The sequence below is a fragment of the Bradyrhizobium sp. Unk1 genome, assembly GCF_059512345.1.
The window spans coordinates 34,299-54,082 of sequence record NZ_JCAMOP010000052.1; the positions used below are offsets into that span (position 1 = coordinate 34,299).

Consider the following 19,784-nt stretch of genomic DNA (forward strand, 5'->3'; position numbering starts at 1 on the left):
TGCACGAAAGGGTGGGCACGCTTCCGCCTTTGCTCTTCGAGCTACGGCGGACAAGTCGCTTTGCCCACCCCACGGCATCTCGGCTGGGGCGACCGCTGCCCGAAACACGGGCGCGTCCAAATGCTTTAAGCTTAAAAGAAAGACTAGGACGCCGTCCTGACTGGTGGCAGACTGGCGCCCAGTTCGATGGCCGAATCCTTGGGTGTCACGATGCGCGATTGGGATGATGCTTATGCCAATTCGGCCCATATCCCGGGCTCGGACAAGATGCCGGCCCAATGGGCGGAGCGGGCGGCGGCTTACCGCGCCGGCCTGAAGGACTTCCGCGCGGACGTCGCCTACGGCCCGGGCGAGCGCCAGCGTCTCGACCTGATCCTGCCCGACGGCGACAGCAAGGGCCTCGTCGTCTTCGTGCACGGCGGCTACTGGATGCGCTTCGACAAGTCGACCTGGACCGATCTGGCCGAAGGCGCGCGGCATCACGGCTGGACGGTGGCGCTGCCGAGCTACACGCTGACGCCGGCCGCGCGCATCTCCGACATCACCGCAGAGATCACCGCCGCGATCACCAAGGCGGCCTCGCTCGTCTCCGGCCCGATCCGGCTTGCCGGCCATTCCGCGGGCGGCCATCTCGTCACGCGCATGCTGTGCAACGACGGCCGGCTCGAGCCGGCCGTCTACAACCGGATCGCCGGCACGCTCTCGATCAGCGGCTTGCATGATCTGCGTCCGCTGCTCAACACGAAGATGAACGACACGCTGCGCATGACCATGGAGGAGGCGACGCTTGAAAGCGCGGCGCTGCACCTGCCGCGGGGACATTCGCCGGTCACGGCCTGGGTCGGCGGCGGCGAGCGGCCCGAATTCATGCGTCAGTCCGATCTGATCGCCAATGTCTGGACCGGCTTCGACGTGCCGACGCGCCTGGTCGTCGATCCCGGGCTCAACCATTTTACGGTGATCGACGGACTGAAGGATCCGTCGTCCCCGATCACCGCGCGGCTGATCGGCCTCGACTGACGCGGCGAGGATCGATCGATCGAAAGGGCCTGCCATGACGTCCAGCGATTACGATCCCACGAGCGAAGGCGCCGAGACCGATTTCGCCCGGCGTATGTCCTACGGCGACTATCTGGCGCTGGATGCGATCCTCGGCGCGCAGCATCCGCTCTCGGAAGCCCATGACGAGATGCTGTTCATCATCCAGCATCAGACCACGGAGCTGTGGATGCGGCTTGCCATCCACGAGCTCAGCGCCGCGCGCCGCGCCATCGCCAGGGACGAAGTGCAGCCCGCGATGAAGATGCTGGCGCGGATGTCGCGCATCTTCGAGCAGCTCAACGGTGCCTGGGACGTACTGCGCACCATGACGCCCAGCGAGTATACGCGCTTCCGTTCGCAGCTTGGCCAGTCCTCGGGCTTCCAGTCGCGTCAGTACCGGCTGATCGAATTTCTGGTCGGCAACCGCAACCACGCCATGCTCAAGCCGCATGCGCACGATGTGGAAACGACCAGGCTGCTCGAAGGCGAGCTTGCCACGCCGAGCCTGTACGACGAGGTGCTGCGGCTCGCCGACCGCAACGGGCTCAAGATGCCCGCGTCCGTGCTGGCGCGCGACGTTCGCGAGACCCATAGCTTCAACGAGGGCGTGCTCCAGGCCTGGCGGATCGTCTACGAAGCGCCGGAAACGCATTGGATGCTCTACGAACTTGCCGAGAAGCTGGTCGACTTCGAGGACTACTTCCGGCGCTGGCGCTTCAACCATGTCACGACGGTCGAGCGCGTCATCGGCTTCAAGCGCGGCACCGGCGGCACCGGCGGTGTCAGCTATCTCAAGCGCATGCTGGAGGTCGAGCTGTTCCCCGAGCTCTGGCGCGTCCGCACGGTTCTGTAGAGATCCCATGACCAAGCTTCGCGTCTATGACGACACCAGGGCCTTGTTCCATTTGCCTGACGGCGTGATCTATCTCGACGGCAATTCGCTCGGCGCGCTGCCGCTGGGCGTCGCCGAGCGCGTCAGCCACGTCATCACGACCGAGTGGGGCAACGAGCTGATCCGCGCCTGGAACAGTGCGGGCTGGTACGTCCAGCCGCGCCGCGTCGGCGATCGCATCGCGCGATTGGTCGGTGCGGAGACCGGCTCCGTGATGGTCGGCGATACGCTCTCGCTCAAGGTCTACCAGGCACTCGCCGCCGCGCTCGACATGAACGCATCGCGCAAGGTCGTGCTATCAGACACCGGAAACTTTCCGACCGATCTCTACATGGCCGAGGGGCTGATTGCGACGCTCGGCCGCGGCCATCAATTGCGCCTGGTGGCGCCGGAGGAGATCGAGGTCGCGTTGTCGGAGGAGATTGCGGTCCTCTACATCACCGAGGTCGACTATCGCACCGGACGGCGCCACGACATGGCGACGCTGACCGCAAAGGCGCATGCGCTCGGCATCGTCACCGTCTGGGACCTCGCGCATTCGGCTGGAGCGCTGCCTGTCGATCTCGCTGGCTGCGGCGCCGATTTCGCCGCCGGCTGCACCTACAAATACATCAACGCCGGCCCCGGGGCGCCGGCCTTCCTCTACGTCGCGCCGCGCCACGCCGACGGCGTGCGCGCCGCGCTGTCGGGGTGGATGGGCCACGCAAAACCGTTTGCGTTCGAGCTTGGCTACGCGGCGGCCGGCGGCGTCGAGCGCATGCGCGTCGGCACCCCGCCGGTGCTCGCAATGGCGGCGCTGGAGGCCTCGCTCGACATCTGGGACAGGGTCGATATCGCGGAGGTGCGCGCCCGTTCGCTGGCACTCGGCGATCTCCTGATCGCCGAGGTCGAACGCCGCTGCCCGGAGCTCAAGCTCGTCACCCCGCGCGCGCACGAGCGCCGTGGCTCACAAGTCTCCTTCGCGTTCGACGGCGGCTACGCCGCCATGCAGGCCCTGATCGCCCGCGGCCTCATCGGCGATTTCCGCGCGCCTGACATCATGAGGTTCGGGATTACACCGCTCTACATTGGGGAGAGCGAGATCATGCGAGCAGCCGAGATCATTGAGGAGGTGATTGCAGGCGAGGTGTGGCGCCGTCCGGAATATCAGGTGGTGAATGCGGTGACGTGAGGGTGCGAGCGCTGCCTCAGCCGTCATTGCGAGGAGCTCTTGCGACGAAGCAATCCAGAATCCCTCTGCAGAGGCACTCTGGATTGCCTCGCTTCGCTCGCAATGACGGCGGAGGGATCAGGAGCCCGTCTCCCACAACGCCGTCACGATCGCATCGAGCCCATCCGTCAGCGCCGCCGGCCCCGGCTGCAAGATGATCGGCGACTTGATCTCGACGATGCGGTCGTCGCGCACGGCCGGAATTTCGCTCCAGCCATCGCGCTGCTTGATCCGGGCAGACACCACCTTCTTGCCGCACCAGGAGGCGAGGATCACGTCGGGCAATGCCTCGCGCACCGCCTCCGCCGAGACGATGCGATCCTTTGCCGCCTGCCGCTGTCGCAGCTCCGGAAACACATCCTCACCGCCGGCGATCTCGATCAACTCGGACACCCAGCCGATGCCGGAGATCAACGGATCGTCCCATTCCTCGAAATAGACCTTTGGCCGCGCCGAGGGGCGAGGTGTTTCCGCTATCTCTGCGAGGCGCCGTTCAAGCCCGTGAGCGAGTACCTCGGCGGGCTCAGCCGCGCCGACCAGCGCGCCGAGCGTGCGGATCATTGCCAGGATCCCGGCAATGTCGCGCTGATTGAAAACATGGACGTCGACGCCCGCGCGCACGAGGTCGGCGACGATGCCGGCCTGGAGGTCGGAGAAGGCCAGCACCAGCTCCGGTTCCAGCGCCAGGATCTTCGGGATGTCCGCGGAGACGAAGGCCGACACCCGTGGCTTCTCCCGCCGTACCTGGGGCGGGCGGACGGCGTAGCCGGAGACGCCGACGATGCGGTCCTGCTGGCCGAGCAGGTACAGCGTTTCGACCGTCTCTTCGGTCAGGCAGACGATGCGGCGGGGCGGGAAGTGGCGCATGGGATTAGCATATGCGCAAATGCCGTCACCGATGTCAGCAGGGCCATTACCTCGGACGTCATTGCTTTGCCGCCCGAAGCAATTCACGCTGAGACAACAATGAATTGGGAGGAGATCCGATGACGCCGCTCGAGAAACTTAAAGCGATGAAGATGCCGTTTGCCGAGCTCAAGGGCGTCGAATTCGTCGAGGCCGAGAAGGACCGAGTGGTGGCGCGGATGGCGGTCAGGCCCGACCTCTGCACGCTTCACCACACCATCCACGGCGGCGCGGTGATGGCGCTCGCCGATTCCGTCGGTGCCGCCGCGACCGTGATCAATCTGCCGGAGGATGCCAAGGGCACCACGACGCTCGAGAGCAAGACCAACTTCATCGGCGGGGCGAAGGAGGGAACCACGGTTATCGCCACGGCGACACCGGTCCATCGGGGACGGCGGACCCAGGTCTGGACCACCCGGCTGGAGACCGATGACGGCAAGCTGGTCGCCGTGGTCACCCAGACTCAGCTGGTCCTCGTATGACTACGGGGGCTTGATTTTATTAACGAATTAGTCGTCTCCGATGCCTGAAACTTGGGCAGGTTCCCGTCTTGCAAAACATGCTGCGGCGCACAATATTGGGGGCCTAGGGATTCGAACGCCTCCTCGAGGGACACCAAGAGGAGTTTTGACGTGGTACTTGAAGACACGACCCGCACGACGCCCGTTCCGGGCTATGTGCGGACCTTGAGCCAGCAGGAAGAATTGCCGCTTCTGCGCGATCACCTCCTGCGACTTGATTCCGCAAGCCGGCACGACCGTTTCAACGGCTTTCTCGACGACAGCTTCATCGAGCGTTACGCCGCCCGCTGCGCCGAGGACGGTACCGTGATTGTCGCCTACATCGTCGACGGCGTGGTCCGTGGTGCAGCCGAGCTGCATCCGCCGGAGGACGATTCGCTGCCCGAGGTCGCCTTCAGCGTGGAAGCTTCGGCGCGGCGCCAGAACGTCGGCACCATCTTGTTCAGCCGGCTGATCGCGGAAGCGCGCTGGAAAGGCTACAAGCGCCTGCGCATCACCACCGGCGCCGAGAATCACGCCATGCGGGCGCTCGCGAGGAAGTTCGGAGCGAATCTGCAATTCCGTCATGGCGAATCGACCGGCACGATCGATCTCGCCAAGACGCCTGAGGCCGAGCTCGCTGAACTCGCGGCCTCGCCCTTCACGGCTGGCCACGCTCTTCTCAGCTTCAACTCGACCTGCTGGAAGATCATCTCCAGCATGTACGGCAATCGCGCCGCCTAGATCGAAAAGCGGACTGGAATCAAAAAGCGGACCGGCAAAACCGGTCCGCTTTCGTATTGGGGATAGGGAATTAAGCGCTCAGGTACCGGTGCGCTTGTCGTTGCCGAAGCGGCGGACGACACGGCGTTCGACCACCACCGAGCGCTGCGCACCCTGTTCGCCTGCGATCACGCGCGTGGCGGTGATGCGGCCGTTGGTGCGGGCCTGCTTCTTCACCTCGGCCTGCACGATTTCGAGCGGCATCCCCATCAGCGCTGAGGCGATCTCTGCCTGCTGCTCCTGATCGTCGGTGATGCCGACGGCGGCGAAGATCGCCTCGTCCAGAGTCGGCGGATCGTGGCGCACGCGCCGCGTGCCATATTTGGTATTCCAGTCTGCGCTCATAACGGCCTCGGTTTGATGCCGGGATACCTAGTGCCGGAGATGTTGCATTGCAATATGAATTTGGTGTGGCATCACAGCTATGCGCTCACAGATTTGCGAGCTTGCTGGCCTCATAAAGGTCGAGCGTGGTCGGCCCTGCGGCCAGTGAGCGCAGGGCGCGCACGAACTCGCCGGACGCGGGTACCGCAAAGTGGGCGGCGAGCGCGGCGCGGTCGGCCCATTGCTCGAAGAACACCAGCCTGAGCGGGTTCTCGCAGTCGACATGCACTGCATGGGAGATGCAGCCGGGCTCCTGTCGCGACCGATGAACATGCTCGAGGCTCAGGCGGCGCGCCTCGTCGAACGTCTCGGTGCGGACCGTTACGCTGCCAGTCACAACGATCATGCGATGTCTCCCGACGTGATTTCCGTTAGGGCGGCGATGCCTCGCGGGGCGTTTCTCTCATCGGTGCCTGCGGCCAGCGTTTCAGCGCCGCGTGTCCGGCCTCGGTCAGCCCGTAGATTCCCCGGTCCGCACGTTCGAACCAGCCATACACATTGTTAAGCAAGATCTTGCCGGCATCGGGACAGCGTTCGCGCAATTCGCGCACCTTTCGTGGCCCACCGGCGAGTTCCGACGCACAGGCCAGCGCCTGCTGGCGATAGGCCGTCATGATCGGCGCGCGCGTGCTGCCGCCGAGCACGGGATCGCCCTGGCGGCGCTGATGTTCGGCGACCAGGCGCGAACGGACCTTCGGCTCGCGGCGCGGCGCTGCCGTCGGTGGCTTCACCAGCACCTCGACCTGGCCGCGGTCGGTCACCCCAAGCATACCGAAGCCGAGGCGGCGGCAGAGGTTGCGATAGCGCGCATCGCTCTCGCGCCCCTTGCCACGCACGGACATCTTTGCGGCGATCCAGACCTCGTCGCCGGCGGGCGCGCGGTCGACGGCCTGGAGGATCAGCTCGAGATTGAAGGCGAGCTTGAGCTCGCCAATCACCACGACAGGCGGATCGCCGGCGCTGAGACCGACGAGGTCGCAGCCGCCGATCTCGCCCTTGACCGTGAAGCCGAGCTCTTCGAGGAAGCGTTTGACGGGTAGATAAAGCGCGGTTTCCAAGGAAAGCGTCCGGGTCTTGCGTTCCGATCCGAGAATCAGTTGCTACCAGTCTAGCTCGGAACGCATTTGTGGCTCTGTGCCATTTGATCGGGAACCGATGGTACGGCTATCCTGCGAGCGGGACAGTCGGGCGCTTTACGAAGATGACAATCAGGAATGGGCTCTATCACATTCGCATCGAGATGCTGGATGCCGTCCAGGGCGGCAACCAGGGCGTCATGGTCCTGCGCGACGGCAACATGCGAGGTGGCGATTCATTCTTCTTCGCCTATGGCAGCTACGCCGCGGCCGACGGCAAGTGGAAGGGCGAGCTGACCAACGAGGAGCATTCGCCCTCGTTCGACGAGCGCCCGGTGTGGGGTCGCAAGGTCGTGACCATCGGCTTCAGCGGCACCTACACCGGCGAGACCGCCTATGGCGAAGGCATCGCGCTCGCCGGCAAGCAGAGCATCCGCTTCAAAGGCAATCTGCGGTTATTGGTGCCGGACTAGACCCGGCCGCTCACCGGGATCAGCGCGCCGGTGACGCCGCTCGCGGCGTCGCTGGTGAGGAAGAGGATCACCTCGGCGAGTTCCTGCGGTGTTACCCATTTGGAGAAATCCGCTTTCGGCATGTCGGCACGGTTGGCCTTGGTGTCGATGATCGATGGCAGCACCGCGTTCACGGTCACCTTGCCCTTCCACTCGTTGGCAAGCGCCTCGGTGAGGCGATGCACGCCGGCTTTCGACGCCGCATAGGGGCCCATGCCGGAACCTGCCTGAAGCGCGCCCATGGCGCCGATATTGACGATGCGACCGGCCCCGGATGCGGCGAGATGCGGTAGCGCGGCGCGCGAGGTGTTGAGGGCCGTGAGCTCGTTGAGCGCATACATGCGCTGCCAGGTCTTGATGTCGCCTTCGCCGACGGTCTCGAACGCGAAGCCGCCGGCGATGTTGATCAGCGCATCCAGCCTGCCGAAGTGCTTTGCCGCCGCCTCGACCGCCGTCTTCGCTTGTGCTGGGTCGGACAGATCGACGCCGCCGATCTCGATGCGTTCGGGCGTTGCTGGCATCTGCGAGGGCGCGTGATCGATGCCGGCCACGCGCGCGCCCCGCGCCAACGCCGTCTCGGCGACAACCTTGCCAAGTGCGCCGAGCGCGCCCGTCACGACAATGACTTTTCCCTGCACGGCGCTCTCCGTCGTTTCAATTCGCGCCAACTATTGCGCGCGGTGAATTGGACTTGCAATGGCGGCGGCTTCCAAATTGGGCTATAAATGCAACTTTAGATGGTTGAGGAGGTTGTTTCATGGCTGACAATTTGCCGACCCTCGAGTTTCCCGCTGCGATCGTTGATCTGCAGTACCCGCTGGAGAATTTCAGGAAGGCATTGGGCGGAAAGGGGCCCGTGCGCATCGTGGCGATGGGGTCGTCCTCGACGGCCGGACTCGGCAACGTCGTTGCATATCCCGCGCGGCTCGAGCTGTATTTGAGAAAACACTATAAGGATGATGACCTCCATAAAGACATCCGGATCGACGTGTTCAACCGCGGCAAGGGCGGTGAAGATGCGCCACAGGAAGTGGATCGGTTCAACGACGATATCTTTGCCGACAATCCTTCCCTGGTGCTCTGGCAAGTCGGAACCAACGCTGTGTTTCGCAAGGAGCAATTCGACTTCGATGAAGTGGTTGGGAAGATCGCCGAGGGATTGAAGCTCCTGCGCGGTCACCCGACCATGGACGTCATTCTGATCGACCCGCAATACGTGACAGCCATGATCGAGGACAATGCCGAGCTTTCGGAGAAGATGGTCTCGGCAATCCGGACCGCGGCGAAAGACGCCAAGGTCAATTTGTTCCAGCGCTGGGCGCTGATGCGGCATTGGCACACGTACAACAACGCGACGTTCGAGCAGCTAATCGCGCCTGACGATGAGTTGAAGCTGCATCAGAGCGATTGGAGCACGATGCATGTTGCGCGCGCTCTTCGTTCGGCGATCCTAACGAAGACCGGCGTGACACAAAGATGCCCGTGTCTGATTACGATTTGAGATAGCGCTCTTTCAGCGCGGTCCGCTCGGCCGTGCCCAGCTTGAGCCCATCGCGCAAATAGGTCTCGATATCGCCGTACTCCCTGCCGACGGCCTCGAACGCAGCGGCAAGATACGAGGCCTCGACGCTGCCAATGGCGTTGCGCACGTCGTCCGGCAGGTCGATGGCGGCCGTCGCGTCGCGCCTGTAGTGCTGGTTGGTCAACAGGTAGTCCTCGGCAATGACCTCGTCGGCCACACCGAGCGCATGCAGGATCAGCGCGCTGGCAAAGCCGGTGCGGTCCTTGCCGGCGGTGCAGTGGATCACCAGCGGCGCGCGGTCCTCCAGGAGATGGCCGAACAGGTCGCGAAAGCTGTGCGTGTTGTGGCGGACATAGTTGCGGTAGGACTCCCGCATGAGTTCGAGCGCGACCGGCGCGGTGAGCCTGCCCTTGGCAAGCTCGGCGCGCAGCGCGGCCACGACGGTCGGCTCGATCGGGAGCGAATGCACCGTGATCTCGTTCACGACGCAGACGCCGGCCGCGCGCTCCTCGACGCCGCGAAAATCGAAGGCGCTACGCACACCCAGCGCACGGACGATCTCGACGTCGGCGGCCGTGAGCTGGCCGAGATGGTTGGAGCGGAAGATGTGGCGCCAGCGCGTGGTGCGGCCATCGATGGTCGGATAGCCGCCGAGGTCGCGAAAATTGCTGGCGCCTTGCAGGGCGAGGTGGCGGGCAGGGGAATCTGGCATGAGATCAGCTTGGGTTATGTTTCCACTGGACGCACTACGGCGTCCTTGAGTGCATTCAGGGGGCAATCATGGGCCGGCAAAAGGCCATTGTCTTGGCGATCACCGTGCTGTCGGGCGGAATTCTCGGTGCGGGACAGGCGGATGCGCAGACGTTCCGGACCTATCGCTGCGCCGATGGTACGCAGTTCATCGTGGGATTTTATGACGATGATAAACGCGCCTTTCTCCAAATCGACGGCGAACCTGTCACGCTGGAGAGGCGGCTGGCGCTTTCTGGCGCGCGCTATTCGGGGGCAGGGATCACGCTGAGGATCGGCAAGACGGGAGCGACCACGGTCAAGCATCTGAAGCGGCCGGTCACGGCCTGTGCGGTGATCGAAAAGCCCGCGCTCTAGCCGGGAGGCCACCAGGAATCAAAAAGGGCCGAAACCTCGTTGTTTCGACCCTTTTTCAAACTTCCGTCGGACGCTTGCGCGAGCGCGGCGGTATCATACCAAACACAAACATTAGCGTTCCCATTTGGGCTTTGCTTCGTCGACCGCATCCTGGTGGTACCAGCTGTCGCTGCAGATCGAGACGTTCGCGGGAAGCGAAGCATGATCGGCGGGAAGGCGGGTGTCGCCATGGCGGCGTCCGGCGAGAGCCGCGCGGCCCCCGACAGGGAATTGGTAGATCGTTGCAGATCCGTGATTCAGACCATTATTCATCATTGCGATTGCTCCTGGGTCGAAGCGCCTTGGCCTCCATGGTGCGCCCGACTCGTTCGATTGTGGTTACTGGATTCCCCATATCGGCCGCGCATCCCGAATTGGAAAGTGCTGAAAAGGAAATCAGTTGCTGCCTAATCTGTGGGCATGTGACCCTCTGCATCCCCTAAGGCACCCTGTCGGTGGCTAACGCCTGGGCCATTCCAAAGGTTGCTAGGCACAGGCGCAAGACTTTGCGAAAGTTGCCGGACGTTGATGCGCGTTTCATCGGCAACCTCCGGCAACGGTGCGTCTGCTCCAGAATCAGGCGTTTTCCGCGGGATTTTTGCAGTGCAGCTTCACGCGAAGGTGCGCGGCTATGACGCATGCCGCCGGGGACGGTTTGCCGTCGGCGGGCCGATCCCGGCCGCGGTGGAAAACCTCCCGCACTGCGGCCTTTTGGCACGCAAAATGCTTGTAGAGGGTCGGCCGATGATGGCCGGGTACAAACGTGCGGGGGCTCTCAACCCCACCTTTCGCATCATCTACAGAGAGGCTCAATGACCAAGTATAAGCTCGAGTACATTTGGCTCGACGGATATACGCCGACTCCGAACTTGCGCGGCAAAACACAGATCAAGGAATTCGCGTCGTTCCCGACGCTCGAGCAGCTTCCGCTCTGGGGCTTCGATGGCTCCTCCACGCAGCAGGCCGAAGGCCACAGCTCCGATTGCGTGCTGAAGCCGGTCGCCGTGTTCCCGGACGGCGCGCGCACCAACGGCGTGCTCGTGATGTGCGAAGTCATGATGCCCGATGGCAAGACCCCGCACGCCTCCAACAAGCGCGCCACCATCCTCGATGACGCCGGCGCCTGGTTCGGCTTCGAGCAGGAATACTTCTTCTACAAGGACGGCCGTCCGCTCGGCTTCCCGGCCTCGGGTTATCCCGCGCCGCAGGGTCCGTACTACACCGGCGTCGGCTTCTCCAACGTCGGCGACGTCGCCCGCAAGATCGTCGAAGAGCATCTCGACCTCTGCCTGGCTGCCGGCATCAACCATGAAGGCATCAACGCGGAAGTCGCGAAGGGCCAGTGGGAATTCCAGATCTTCGGCAAGGGCTCCAAGAAGGCCGCTGACGAAATGTGGATGGCCCGCTACCTGATGCTGCGCCTGACCGAGAAGTACGGCATCGACATCGAATTCCACTGCAAGCCGCTCGGCGACACCGACTGGAACGGCTCCGGCATGCACGCCAACTTCTCGACCGAGTACATGCGTACGGTCGGCGGCAAGGAGTACTTCGAGGCGCTGATGGCGGCCTTCGACAAGAACCTGATGGACCACATCGCCGTCTACGGCCCGGACAACGACAAGCGTCTGACCGGCAAGCACGAGACCGCGCCGTGGAACAAGTTCAGCTACGGCGTTGCCGATCGCGGCGCGTCGATCCGCGTGCCGCACTCCTTCGTCAACAACGGCTACAAGGGCTATCTGGAAGACCGCCGTCCGAACTCGCAGGGCGACCCATACCAGATCGCTTCGCAGATCCTGAAGACGATCGCGTCCGTGCCCGCCGACAAGAAGGCCGCGGCCTAAGATCCTCCCGGCCCGGGCCGGGGGGCCGGCCCGGGTTGGTCTTCAATCCGCCGGAGCTGCAAAGCTCCGGCGGATTTTTGCATTCCGATGACAGCCGTTGTTGTGGGTCTGCCGGCCATGCCGGCTTGAAGTCTGTCCATCGCCGGCGAAACCGGGATAGAATGTCCCGGGATGCGCGGGGCCGGGGACACGGCTGGTGTTTGAAGGCTTCTACAAGGTGCGATTTCAGCTCGGCGACGCGGTCGGCCGGAGCGTGATGCATGTCGGCAATGGCAAGATGCTCGGCGGCAATTCGGCCTTCGCTCATATCGGCACCTATGAGAGGACTGAAGCCGGCGTCGACGTCGTCATCATGACAGTCCGCCACAACCCGGACCCGAACTACCGCGCCATGGCGGGCACCGACGATGCGACCTTGCTTGCGAAGGGCTGGGCCGACGGCGATCTCTTTCGCTTCAAGGGCGAGCTGAAAGAGCTGCCGGGCGTGCCGTTCCAGTCGGTGATGACGCCGATCACCGAAGACGAGGTGCCGATCGCGGGCGGGGTCGGCGAGGCCGGCATCGCCGACGGGCTCTATTCGGTGCACCTGCACATGCTCGACGGCGTCGATGGCGGCCTGACCGGCGTGATGCTGCTCAACCAGGGCCGCATCCTCGGCGGCGATGCCTCGTTCTACTATCTCGGCAGCTACACCGCGGCCAAGGGGCGCTGGAAGGGCCAGATCCTCAACCAGGAGCACACGCCGGCCAAGGACGATCCGATCTTCGGCGGCCACGAGGTCGGCATCGGTTTCTCCGGCACCTATGACGCGGAGCAGGCGGTGCTGGAGGCAACGGCGCTGGCCGGCAAGCGCAGCCTGCGCCTGACCGCCGCGCTCAAGCTGATGCATCGCGCCTGATCGCGACAGGAATAGCCCATGGAAAACATTCGCATGCTCTCGACGCTCGGCCTGATGGGCGCGATGCGCAGCCTGTCCTCCGCCTTTGAGAGCGCATCGGGCATCCATGTCGACGCCGACTTCGCGCCAACGCTGGCGCTGTTGAAGCGGCTACGCGACGGCGAGGCCGCCGATCTCGTGATCCTTACCCGTGAGGGGCTCGACGAGATGATCGGCGAAGGCCGCGTGGCCGCGGCTAGCGCAGCCGATCTGGCGCGCTCCTTCGTCGGCATTGCCGTGCGGGCAGGGCAGGCGCATCCCGATATTGGCGGCGAAGCCGCGCTCCGCAAAACGCTGCTCGCGGCGCGGTCCGTCGCCTATTCGCGGCTGGGCGCGAGCGGTGTCTATTTTGCCCAGTTGATCCAGCAATGGGGCATCGCGGCCGAGATCAACGCCAAGGCGACCATCGTCGAGCAGGGCTTCACGGCGGAGCGGCTCGTCAGCGGCGAGGCCGACCTCGCCGTGCAGCAGGTCAGCGAGCTGAAGCAGGTCGACGGCATCGAGGTCGTAGGTCCCATCCCGCACGATTTGCAGACACCGGCCGTGTTCTCCGCCGGCCGCATGGCGAGCGCCAGACATGCCGAAGCGGCCGATCGGCTGCTGCGCTATCTGGCATCGCCGGAGGTCGTCCCCGTGCTGCGCCAATCGGGACTCGAGCCTTGAATTTGCCGGAGCAGAGACGCAACGTGGCGCCCATGCGGACTTGTCTCCTTGCCATCCTCCTCACGCTCGCTGCGCCGTTGTCGGCGCATGCGCAATCGGCCGACCTCGTCCTGTGCGACCGGCTGGCCGCCGATCCCAGCGATCCCGACAAGCCGGCCGATGTGAAGGGCGTGACGGAGCTTGCTGCCTCCGACATTGCGACCGCCGTCAAATTCTGCAAGCTGGCCGCACCGTCGTCGCGGCGGGCGATGTTCGCGCTCGGCCGCGCCTATGCCGCCAACCGGCAGACGGCGGAAGCGATCGCCACCTGGCGCAAGGCGGCCGACAAGGGATCGAGCGCGGCGATGGTCGAGCTCGGCGTCGCCTACGGCACCGGCTCCGGTATTGCGAAAGACGAAGCACAAGCGCGCAAGCTGTTCGAGCGGGCGGCGCAGGCCGGCAATCCTCGCGGTGTCAGCAATCTTGCCGCGCTCGGCGGCGCTGGCGGTGCTGCGCCGGCCGATCCCGCACAGGCGCGCACGCTGCTCGGCAGAGCGGCCGAGACCAACGCGGAGGCGCAGTACCAGCTTGGCCTGATGCTCTCCAACGGCAACGGCGGTGAGAAGGACGACGTCGCGGCGCGCGCGATGTTCGAGAAGGCGGCGGCGCAAAACCATCCCGGTGCGCTGGAGCGGATGGGCGCCTTCGCGCAGGAAGGCCGCGGCGGCGCCAAGGACAAGGATGCCGCCAAGGCCTATTACGAGCGCGCTGCCGCGCTCGGCGACGAGGACGCCAAGAAGGCGCTGGAGCGGCTCCGCTGTCCCTATGCGATCAAGGACAAGCAGGGCAAGCTCGTCACCACGCTCTGCTTCTAGAGCGCGATGAGATCGCGCTTTAGAATTACTGCTTGAGCATGATCATTCCGGAAAACCGCTGCATACTTTTCCGGATCATGCTTCTAGCTGACTACTTCATGTAGTAGGCGAGATTGTTGCGGGCATCGCGATAAGTCGTATCGAGAAAGTCGGGATATTGCGCGGCGGCCTGCGCCACCGCGCGCACGATGCAGTCCCAGAAATCGCCATCCCAGTTGAAATGTGCCTCGGCCGCGCCCTCGAATTTGACGGCGGTGATGATGGCGTGCCGGATCGCATCGTCACTGGCTCGCGGATGGGCGCGTTTCACATAACCGAACATCGGCCCTTCGTGGGCATGATCGCGGTCGTAGCGATATTTCGCGCTGATCTGCTCCGGCGTGAGGGTGCGATTGACGCGGACCTCTTCGGCGGTCGGACGCTGCTCGATCGAATCCAATCGGTAACGCCAGCGCCAGAGCTCGAAAGCCGCATCAAGCAGCGGCTGCTTCGCTGCGCTGGCGACGATCGCTGCGATCAGTTCCTCGGCTGATGGTTCTATCTGGTCCATGCCGATTGGTCGCACGTTTGCGCCGGCGGGTTCGAAGCAGTCTCAAGGGGGAACCAGCTCCAACACGGGCCGTTGTGTCACAACGAGCGGGAGGTCCACATGATCCGCAAACTGGCATCCGGCGAATACCGCCTCTATTCACGCAAGGTGAATCCCAAGACCGGCAAGCGCCGCAACCTCGGCACGTTCAGGAGCCGCGCCGCGGCCGAGAAGCACGAGCGCGAAGTGCAGTATTTCAAGCGTCACTAGCGTGTGAGGCAGGTGGCTCCGGACAGGGCAGACAAAAAGTCGAAAAACAACCCCGTGCACAGTAGCCAAGTCGTTGAAATCACTCATTTCGTATTTGGCGAAAAACCGATTGACCCGTCGGGCAAAACAGGGGCATGATGGCATCATACGGCGAGTGGGCTCCGCTCCCGGCCCTGCGCGGAAAAGCCGGATGGCCTCGGTGCGGCGACAGTGCTAGGTAGCCCACGATTCTTTTTTGATTTTATGGGCTTATTGAATTGCTGGACGGACTCTACAAGGTTGAATACGGCGTCAACGATGCGTTCGGCCGCAGCATCATGTGCCTGCACGACGGCAAGATGCTGGGCGGCAATTCGGCCTTCGCGCACCTTGGAACCTATGCCGAGCGCGACGGCGAGATCGTCGCCGAGGTGATCACCGAACGGCACAACGAGGATCCCAATTACAAGCCGCTGATGGGAGCCGATATCGCCTCGATCGGTGCGCGCGGGCGGCTCACCGGCAACCAGATCCGTCTCGAGGGTGGCGCGGACACCATGCCGGGCGCAAAATTCTGGGCCAATCTCACCCGGCTCGACGACGAGGGGCTGCCTCCGAGTGGTGCGGTCGGTCCGGGCGGCATCGCCAACGGACTCTATGGGATGAGCCTGCGCGCGCTTGATGGTGTCGATGCCGGATTATCGGGCGTGATGCTCCTGATCGACGGCCGCATCCTCGGCGGCGATGCGTTCTTCTACTATCTCGGCTCATATTCCTCGGCGGACGGCCGCTGGAAGGGCGAGATGCTGAACCAGGAGCACACGCCGGCGAAGGGCGAGAACCCCGTGTTCGGCGGCTATGAGGTCGGGATCGGCTTCTCCGGAACCTGCACGGTGGATAGCGGCGAGATCGAAGGCATCGCGCTCGCCGGCAAGCGCAGCCTGCGCCTTGCAGCCTCGCTCAAACTGATGCGGCGGGCCTAGAACGATGCCTCGACCGGTTGGCCTATGAGATGCACCGAGCACCGCAGAACGGTGAAGTCCATCTGCCGCTCTTCGAGAGGCTTGAAACGGACCTTGCCGTCCTAAAAGCTAAGGAAGCAACGTTGGAGCGAGCACGCGCTAGGGCCGCGCGCTATATGCAATTGAAGGCAAAGAAGTGACCGCGGACTCGAGCCTAACGGGCTGGCTATTGTACGCCTCGCGGTTGCCCACAAAAACTACGCCGCTGGGCTCGAAATACACGTCCCGGCGGCGCTCTATTGCTGGCCCCTGAAATCCTCCAGCAGCTGCTGCCATATCAGCAATCGCGGCGCACAAGTGTGAACTGGTTCACAATTGGTGCCCCGTAAGATCACGGCGTTCCTCGACAAGAAGACTAAAGCCTAGTTGCCCAATCCCGTACCCACGCCGTAAAGTTGCCGTGGGTCTGGGGAGATTCATGAAGTACATATTTGCACTTGGAGCCGCGCTTTTGCTCGCGGGCTGCTCTTCGACGCCGGCCGACCTCGAAGCCAAAGCGGCGCCGATCGTCCAGACGTACTCCGAGAATTACCAGGAAATTTACCGGCGAGTTTCGTCAACCGCAAAACGCTGCTTCGCCGGCAATGTCGGTGCTTACGCATCCTTTGCGATGGACTCCGAATTGTATTCAGAACTCGGCTACGGCGAGCTATCACTGTCGCTGATCAACATAGGCACGCGCAATTACTACGTTTCGGCCCGCGTCGATAAGCAGCCGACTGGCTCAAAGCTCACGGTTCGTTCAGGCAACACCTTGGCAAGCGAGAGATACAAAACGCTGTTACTGGGGTGGGCCGGGGGCGATCAGAATTGTCCGGTGATTTGATTAAACAGGCGTGCGGGTGTACGACGCGCTCAATCCGAAACAGGGCGCTGCGCCGTGTTGGCCGTCTCCCTGGTGAAAGCAACGGAAGATTTTTCCGTTGCTTGCTTGACTACCTTCCTCTGGGCCGTGGCAGACGCGCGCCCACCTATCAGCTACGGCCCACATGAGAGAGATCGGACCAATCGCTACGCCGAAACCGCCATTGTCAGCTGGAGCCCGCTTTATCCGGGGCTTCCAGCGGGTTGGCATCGTCGTCGCAGGACTCGTTGGAATCGTCGGCGTGATAACGACGATTGTGATCGCAATCGATCAACAATCCTCCGCTGACGGCAGATACAGGCGGACCAGGTCGCTCAAAGATTAAAACCACCGGCGCTTTCATTGACGGAAGCTGCGTTGCCGCGTGGCGGAAGAGCGTAGCCGGCAAGGCGCCTTTTTCGCAAATGTATATCGCCGACATGGATGAGGAACGGCTCAACGCTGCGACAAAGCGTCTGCGCGCGCTTGGCGCACCTGTGGCCGCTATCCGTGGCGAAGCCGTCGATACTTCGCTCGCAATTCTGAAGCGCTTAGAACCGAAGGGCCTGCACTTCGCATTCATCGATCCGTACAGCTTGGGCGCCCTGGACATCAACATCTTCAGGACGCTCTCGCGCCGGACTCGAATGGATATGCTGGTTCACCTCAGCAAAATGGACCTTCAACGAAACCTAGACGAAAACATCGGATCTGCTCTATCAGCGTTCGACAGATTCGCCCCAGGCTGGAAAGATGTAATCGACGCTGATCAGGCTCAGCGTGGCATCCGCGGCGAGATTATCGATCATTGGAGGGACCTGGTATCTGGATTAGGTACCAAGGCATCCACCGAAATGAAGCTCCTAAAAAATAGTGGTGGCCAGCACCTCTACTGGCTGCTTCTGGTAGCCAAGCACGAGCTCGCGCACAAATTTTGGAAGACGGCTGCCAACCCAGAAGGACAAGGTGATTTTTTCAAGCTGTAGCTGAAGGCATCTCATCGTAGGTCCGCCCATTCAATGTGCGCCCAGCGGCTTTCTTGTTTTTGCCGCCCCACTGTTTGAAGAAAAATGCGGTGCCGTAGCGGCGACATGCGGACTCGATTTCGCGAACCCACTCAGCATCCATCGGCCGAGCCTTCGGACCACTCTCGCCGCCCACAATTGCCCAGTGAATTCTCTTGAGGTTGGCGTCGGCGACAGACCCGAGCAGTGGCTCAAACGAGATGAAGCGCACCACGGCGCGCACCGCACGCAGTTCATCGATTCTGCCAAAATAGTCCGCGCTCTCCACGCTAGTGCCGAGCCAAACGTTGCGCAACAACGGCAGAGCTGAGGTAATCTTGGCCATGTGGTCCGGCCGTTTTGTGAGGATCTGGTATGTATGCTGTGGTGTCGCCGCCATCGTCGACCACACTTCGGTAACGAAATCCTCCGGCACATCTTCGTGGAAGAGGTCCGACATTGAGTTCACGAAAGTCTGGCGTGGCTTACTCCATCCTTTCGGCGCGTCGAGCGCTTTGCGATCCAGATAAAGCTTGCCGGTCCACTTCGCTCGGCCGCCGGTCTTTCGCGTCAGCCCTTTGTACTTCGCAACACCCATGGCATCGAGGCGCGCGGCCATCCGCATGGCGTAGCAGTTGGTGCAGCCGGGCGAGAGAATGGCGCAGCCGGCGACAGGATTCCACGTCGCATCGGTCCACTCGATCGAGGTTTCAGCCATGGAATTCCCCTTCAGAGTCCAGAGTGTCACAAGAAGTGTGGTGATATTTCGTTAACCAACTCCACCTCCACCGCTTCCGTCCGCCCCTCAGCTTCCGCCGCTCGATCTCTGCACCGGAGTCGTCGAGCACGATCACAACCGTGCCCGCACTAGGGTCATATTCGGGATCGCTGGCGATATCCCGAGCGACACAGGCGCCGTATTGGACCGCCAGTTCAGCAGAGCCAAATAGTTCTCCAACCTCGTCCGCCTGTGTCTCGCCGTTGTGGAAGATCGGGAAGTAATAACATCGCATAGCCGCAGGCCCTCCATCCTTTAGCGGCCTTCATGCGCCCAGTTCGGGAGGTCTGCACCTGTCAAAAACGACAGGGTCGTGCGACAGCTGCGCTAGCAAGCGGCGTCGCGGTTGCCGCCTAAGTGGACTGCCGCCGACATCAAGGAATCGAAGGCACTCGAAAGCACGGACGCTTGTCACAAAGTTAGCGGCGCGCGTTCGCACCGAAAGTCGTCCCGACCGATGCGGAGAACGAGCCAACGGGTGAGCGCTAAAAAGTCTTAGAATGTGACCCTCTTCACATGAGTATGACATCAGGATCGTTAATCTCCAGTCGCTAGAGTGATGGTCCAGTTACAGTGGGAGGCGGTCATGTCCGCCGACACAAAAGCTGATGATTGGTTTATTGCTGCGCACGTGCTGAGGATACGCACGTCGTCGGGCACCGCATCGATATCGTTTAAGATTGGCAGCAGAGTAGCTAACATCGCCGCACTTCTAGGTTGCTCCGGGCCACTTTCCGGGAGCGGCGTTTCGGACACGGACTTCCAGCTTGATACGCAACTTATGCGCAACATCAGCGGGCCATGGTCATTGAAGGACATCAAGGGGCATCGCGGTGACGTCACGCAAAACGTGTCATTTTTACCAGATGCATTGTCCGGCGTAGCGTTTAACAAGAGTGGAAGCGTCTTTTTTAATTTCGAGATACCCAACCCCACTCCTACGACCTTTACGATCAAGGGCCAGTGGATGGTAAAGATGGTCCTCAATCTTGGCACGACGTTCGCAATCTAGATGCGGTAATGGGCCCGGCTCCGAGCAAGGGGTCATGATGGTGGCTGTCCCCCGATAGATGATGAAACGGGGT

General features: G+C 62.7%; 28 protein-coding genes. 17 read left to right on the top strand and 11 right to left on the bottom strand.

Features of this window, described 5'->3' with window-relative positions; genetic code table 11:
* The first annotated feature begins 210 nt into the window (after nucleotides 1–210).
* Genes AC5ZFO_RS40925 through kynU form a run of 3 tightly spaced genes read left to right on the top strand, consistent with a single transcriptional unit; the run spans nucleotide 211 to nucleotide 3,104 of the window.
* Complete coding sequence (locus tag AC5ZFO_RS40925) at nucleotides 211–1,020, top strand: hormone-sensitive lipase (RefSeq protein WP_496123634.1); 810 nt, start codon at nucleotides 211–213, stop codon at nucleotides 1,018–1,020.
* A 34-nt stretch (nucleotides 1,021–1,054) separates the two neighbouring features.
* A complete protein-coding gene (gene kynA / locus AC5ZFO_RS40930) occupies nucleotides 1,055–1,894 on the top strand; it encodes a tryptophan 2,3-dioxygenase (RefSeq protein WP_282522393.1) in 840 nt (279 codons plus the stop codon).
* A 7-nt stretch (nucleotides 1,895–1,901) separates the two neighbouring features.
* The gene (kynU, locus tag AC5ZFO_RS40935) at nucleotides 1,902–3,104 is read left to right on the top strand and encodes a kynureninase (RefSeq protein WP_282522394.1); all 1,203 of its coding nucleotides are present in this window, start codon (nucleotides 1,902–1,904) and stop codon (nucleotides 3,102–3,104) included.
* A gap of 117 nt (nucleotides 3,105–3,221) precedes the next feature.
* Here kynU and AC5ZFO_RS40940 read toward each other — a convergent pair whose 3' ends face one another.
* Entirely contained in the window at nucleotides 3,222–4,010 is a 789-nt protein-coding gene (locus tag AC5ZFO_RS40940; RefSeq protein ID WP_282522395.1) for a cobalamin-binding protein, read from the bottom strand.
* Between the two features lie 119 nt (nucleotides 4,011–4,129).
* On the opposite strand from AC5ZFO_RS40940, the gene AC5ZFO_RS40945 reads away from it, so the two are divergent.
* Together AC5ZFO_RS40945 and AC5ZFO_RS40950 are read left to right on the top strand one after the other, a co-directional pair.
* On the top strand, nucleotides 4,130–4,531 hold the full coding sequence (locus AC5ZFO_RS40945; RefSeq protein WP_282522396.1) for a PaaI family thioesterase: 402 nt from the start codon (nucleotides 4,130–4,132) through the stop codon (nucleotides 4,529–4,531).
* A gap of 150 nt (nucleotides 4,532–4,681) precedes the next feature.
* Nucleotides 4,682–5,293, top strand: coding sequence for a GNAT family N-acetyltransferase (locus AC5ZFO_RS40950; protein ID WP_282522397.1), 612 nt, complete (start codon nucleotides 4,682–4,684; stop codon nucleotides 5,291–5,293).
* A 78-nt stretch (nucleotides 5,294–5,371) separates the two neighbouring features.
* Here the strand turns inward: AC5ZFO_RS40950 and AC5ZFO_RS40955 are convergent, their stop codons facing one another.
* From AC5ZFO_RS40955 to AC5ZFO_RS40965, 3 genes are all read right to left on the bottom strand, one after another.
* Nucleotides 5,372–5,677 (bottom strand): hypothetical protein, encoded by a 306-nt coding sequence (locus tag AC5ZFO_RS40955; protein WP_282522398.1) that lies wholly within the window; start codon nucleotides 5,675–5,677, stop codon nucleotides 5,372–5,374.
* Nucleotides 5,678–5,762: 85 nt separating this feature from the next.
* Nucleotides 5,763–6,062, bottom strand: coding sequence for a putative quinol monooxygenase (locus AC5ZFO_RS40960; protein ID WP_282522399.1), 300 nt, complete (start codon nucleotides 6,060–6,062; stop codon nucleotides 5,763–5,765).
* Nucleotides 6,063–6,087: 25 nt separating this feature from the next.
* A complete protein-coding gene (locus AC5ZFO_RS40965; RefSeq protein ID WP_282522400.1) occupies nucleotides 6,088–6,774 on the bottom strand; it encodes a DUF2161 domain-containing phosphodiesterase in 687 nt (228 codons plus the stop codon).
* A 143-nt stretch (nucleotides 6,775–6,917) separates the two neighbouring features.
* On the opposite strand from AC5ZFO_RS40965, the gene AC5ZFO_RS40970 reads away from it, so the two are divergent.
* The gene (locus AC5ZFO_RS40970; protein ID WP_282522401.1) at nucleotides 6,918–7,265 is read left to right on the top strand and encodes a GrlR family regulatory protein; all 348 of its coding nucleotides are present in this window, start codon (nucleotides 6,918–6,920) and stop codon (nucleotides 7,263–7,265) included.
* Here AC5ZFO_RS40970 and AC5ZFO_RS40975 read toward each other — a convergent pair.
* On the bottom strand, nucleotides 7,262–7,942 hold the full coding sequence (locus tag AC5ZFO_RS40975) for an SDR family oxidoreductase (protein WP_282522402.1): 681 nt from the start codon (nucleotides 7,940–7,942) through the stop codon (nucleotides 7,262–7,264). The two genes, AC5ZFO_RS40970 and AC5ZFO_RS40975, sit on opposite strands and share 4 nt — an antisense overlap.
* 131 nt (nucleotides 7,943–8,073) lie before the next feature.
* Between AC5ZFO_RS40975 and AC5ZFO_RS40980 the strand changes: the two genes are divergently transcribed.
* Nucleotides 8,074–8,805, top strand: a complete 732-nt coding sequence (locus AC5ZFO_RS40980; RefSeq protein WP_496123629.1) for an SGNH/GDSL hydrolase family protein — start codon at nucleotides 8,074–8,076, stop codon at nucleotides 8,803–8,805.
* Here AC5ZFO_RS40980 and AC5ZFO_RS40985 read toward each other — a convergent pair.
* Complete coding sequence (locus tag AC5ZFO_RS40985) at nucleotides 8,795–9,538, bottom strand: tyrosine-protein phosphatase (RefSeq protein ID WP_282522404.1); 744 nt, start codon at nucleotides 9,536–9,538, stop codon at nucleotides 8,795–8,797. The two genes, AC5ZFO_RS40980 and AC5ZFO_RS40985, sit on opposite strands and share 11 nt — an antisense overlap.
* Before the next feature lie 68 nt (nucleotides 9,539–9,606).
* On the opposite strand from AC5ZFO_RS40985, the gene AC5ZFO_RS40990 reads away from it, so the two are divergent.
* Nucleotides 9,607–9,933 (top strand): MliC family protein, encoded by a 327-nt coding sequence (locus AC5ZFO_RS40990; protein WP_496123630.1) that lies wholly within the window; start codon nucleotides 9,607–9,609, stop codon nucleotides 9,931–9,933.
* A 111-nt stretch (nucleotides 9,934–10,044) separates the two neighbouring features.
* On the opposite strand, the gene AC5ZFO_RS40995 is transcribed toward AC5ZFO_RS40990, so the two are convergent.
* Nucleotides 10,045–10,248: a DUF2735 domain-containing protein gene (locus AC5ZFO_RS40995; RefSeq protein ID WP_282522406.1), complete on the bottom strand. Its 204-nt coding sequence runs from the start codon at nucleotides 10,246–10,248 to the stop codon at nucleotides 10,045–10,047.
* 536 nt (nucleotides 10,249–10,784) lie between these two features.
* On the opposite strand from AC5ZFO_RS40995, the gene AC5ZFO_RS41000 reads away from it, so the two are divergent.
* From AC5ZFO_RS41000 to AC5ZFO_RS41015, 4 genes are all read left to right on the top strand, one after another.
* Nucleotides 10,785–11,819 carry a glutamine synthetase beta-grasp domain-containing protein gene (locus tag AC5ZFO_RS41000; RefSeq protein WP_008129886.1) on the top strand — a complete coding sequence of 345 codons (1,035 nt, stop codon included), beginning with the start codon at nucleotides 10,785–10,787 and terminating at the stop codon, nucleotides 11,817–11,819.
* A 196-nt stretch (nucleotides 11,820–12,015) separates the two neighbouring features.
* Complete coding sequence (locus tag AC5ZFO_RS41005) at nucleotides 12,016–12,717, top strand: GrlR family regulatory protein (protein WP_282522407.1); 702 nt, start codon at nucleotides 12,016–12,018, stop codon at nucleotides 12,715–12,717.
* Nucleotides 12,718–12,735: 18 nt separating this feature from the next.
* Nucleotides 12,736–13,419 (top strand): substrate-binding domain-containing protein, encoded by a 684-nt coding sequence (locus AC5ZFO_RS41010; protein WP_282522408.1) that lies wholly within the window; start codon nucleotides 12,736–12,738, stop codon nucleotides 13,417–13,419.
* 32 nt (nucleotides 13,420–13,451) lie between these two features.
* Nucleotides 13,452–14,273: a tetratricopeptide repeat protein gene (locus tag AC5ZFO_RS41015; protein WP_282522409.1), complete on the top strand. Its 822-nt coding sequence runs from the start codon at nucleotides 13,452–13,454 to the stop codon at nucleotides 14,271–14,273.
* A 91-nt stretch (nucleotides 14,274–14,364) separates the two neighbouring features.
* Here AC5ZFO_RS41015 and AC5ZFO_RS41020 read toward each other — a convergent pair whose 3' ends face one another.
* On the bottom strand, nucleotides 14,365–14,823 hold the full coding sequence (locus tag AC5ZFO_RS41020; protein WP_282522410.1) for a hypothetical protein: 459 nt from the start codon (nucleotides 14,821–14,823) through the stop codon (nucleotides 14,365–14,367).
* 99 nt (nucleotides 14,824–14,922) lie between these two features.
* Between AC5ZFO_RS41020 and AC5ZFO_RS41025 the strand changes: the two genes are divergently transcribed.
* From AC5ZFO_RS41025 to AC5ZFO_RS41035, 3 genes are all read left to right on the top strand, one after another.
* Nucleotides 14,923–15,072 (top strand): hypothetical protein, encoded by a 150-nt coding sequence (locus AC5ZFO_RS41025; protein ID WP_007591825.1) that lies wholly within the window; start codon nucleotides 14,923–14,925, stop codon nucleotides 15,070–15,072.
* A 257-nt stretch (nucleotides 15,073–15,329) separates the two neighbouring features.
* Nucleotides 15,330–16,034: a GrlR family regulatory protein gene (locus AC5ZFO_RS41030; protein WP_496123631.1), complete on the top strand. Its 705-nt coding sequence runs from the start codon at nucleotides 15,330–15,332 to the stop codon at nucleotides 16,032–16,034.
* 457 nt (nucleotides 16,035–16,491) lie between these two features.
* Nucleotides 16,492–16,899 (top strand): lipoprotein, encoded by a 408-nt coding sequence (locus AC5ZFO_RS41035; RefSeq protein WP_496123632.1) that lies wholly within the window; start codon nucleotides 16,492–16,494, stop codon nucleotides 16,897–16,899.
* Between the two features lie 205 nt (nucleotides 16,900–17,104).
* On the opposite strand, the gene AC5ZFO_RS41040 is transcribed toward AC5ZFO_RS41035, so the two are convergent.
* The gene (locus AC5ZFO_RS41040; RefSeq protein WP_282522412.1) at nucleotides 17,105–17,281 is read right to left on the bottom strand and encodes a hypothetical protein; all 177 of its coding nucleotides are present in this window, start codon (nucleotides 17,279–17,281) and stop codon (nucleotides 17,105–17,107) included.
* Here AC5ZFO_RS41040 and tcmP point away from each other — a divergent pair.
* Entirely contained in the window at nucleotides 17,280–17,903 is a 624-nt protein-coding gene (tcmP, locus tag AC5ZFO_RS41045) for a three-Cys-motif partner protein TcmP (protein ID WP_282522427.1), read from the top strand. The two genes, AC5ZFO_RS41040 and tcmP, sit on opposite strands and share 2 nt — an antisense overlap.
* On the opposite strand, the gene AC5ZFO_RS41050 is transcribed toward tcmP, so the two are convergent.
* Both AC5ZFO_RS41050 and AC5ZFO_RS41055 read right to left on the bottom strand, forming a co-directional pair.
* The gene (locus tag AC5ZFO_RS41050) at nucleotides 17,893–18,639 is read right to left on the bottom strand and encodes a DUF5131 family protein (RefSeq protein WP_282522413.1); all 747 of its coding nucleotides are present in this window, start codon (nucleotides 18,637–18,639) and stop codon (nucleotides 17,893–17,895) included. The two genes, tcmP and AC5ZFO_RS41050, sit on opposite strands and share 11 nt — an antisense overlap.
* The gene (locus AC5ZFO_RS41055; RefSeq protein ID WP_496123633.1) at nucleotides 18,632–18,934 is read right to left on the bottom strand and encodes a DUF6894 family protein; all 303 of its coding nucleotides are present in this window, start codon (nucleotides 18,932–18,934) and stop codon (nucleotides 18,632–18,634) included. The genes AC5ZFO_RS41050 and AC5ZFO_RS41055 overlap by 8 nt, the downstream gene beginning before the upstream one ends.
* Nucleotides 18,935–19,285: 351 nt before the next feature.
* Between AC5ZFO_RS41055 and AC5ZFO_RS41060 the strand changes: the two genes are divergently transcribed.
* On the top strand, nucleotides 19,286–19,711 hold the full coding sequence (locus tag AC5ZFO_RS41060) for a hypothetical protein (protein ID WP_231142003.1): 426 nt from the start codon (nucleotides 19,286–19,288) through the stop codon (nucleotides 19,709–19,711).
* Nucleotides 19,712–19,784 lie beyond the last annotated feature (73 nt).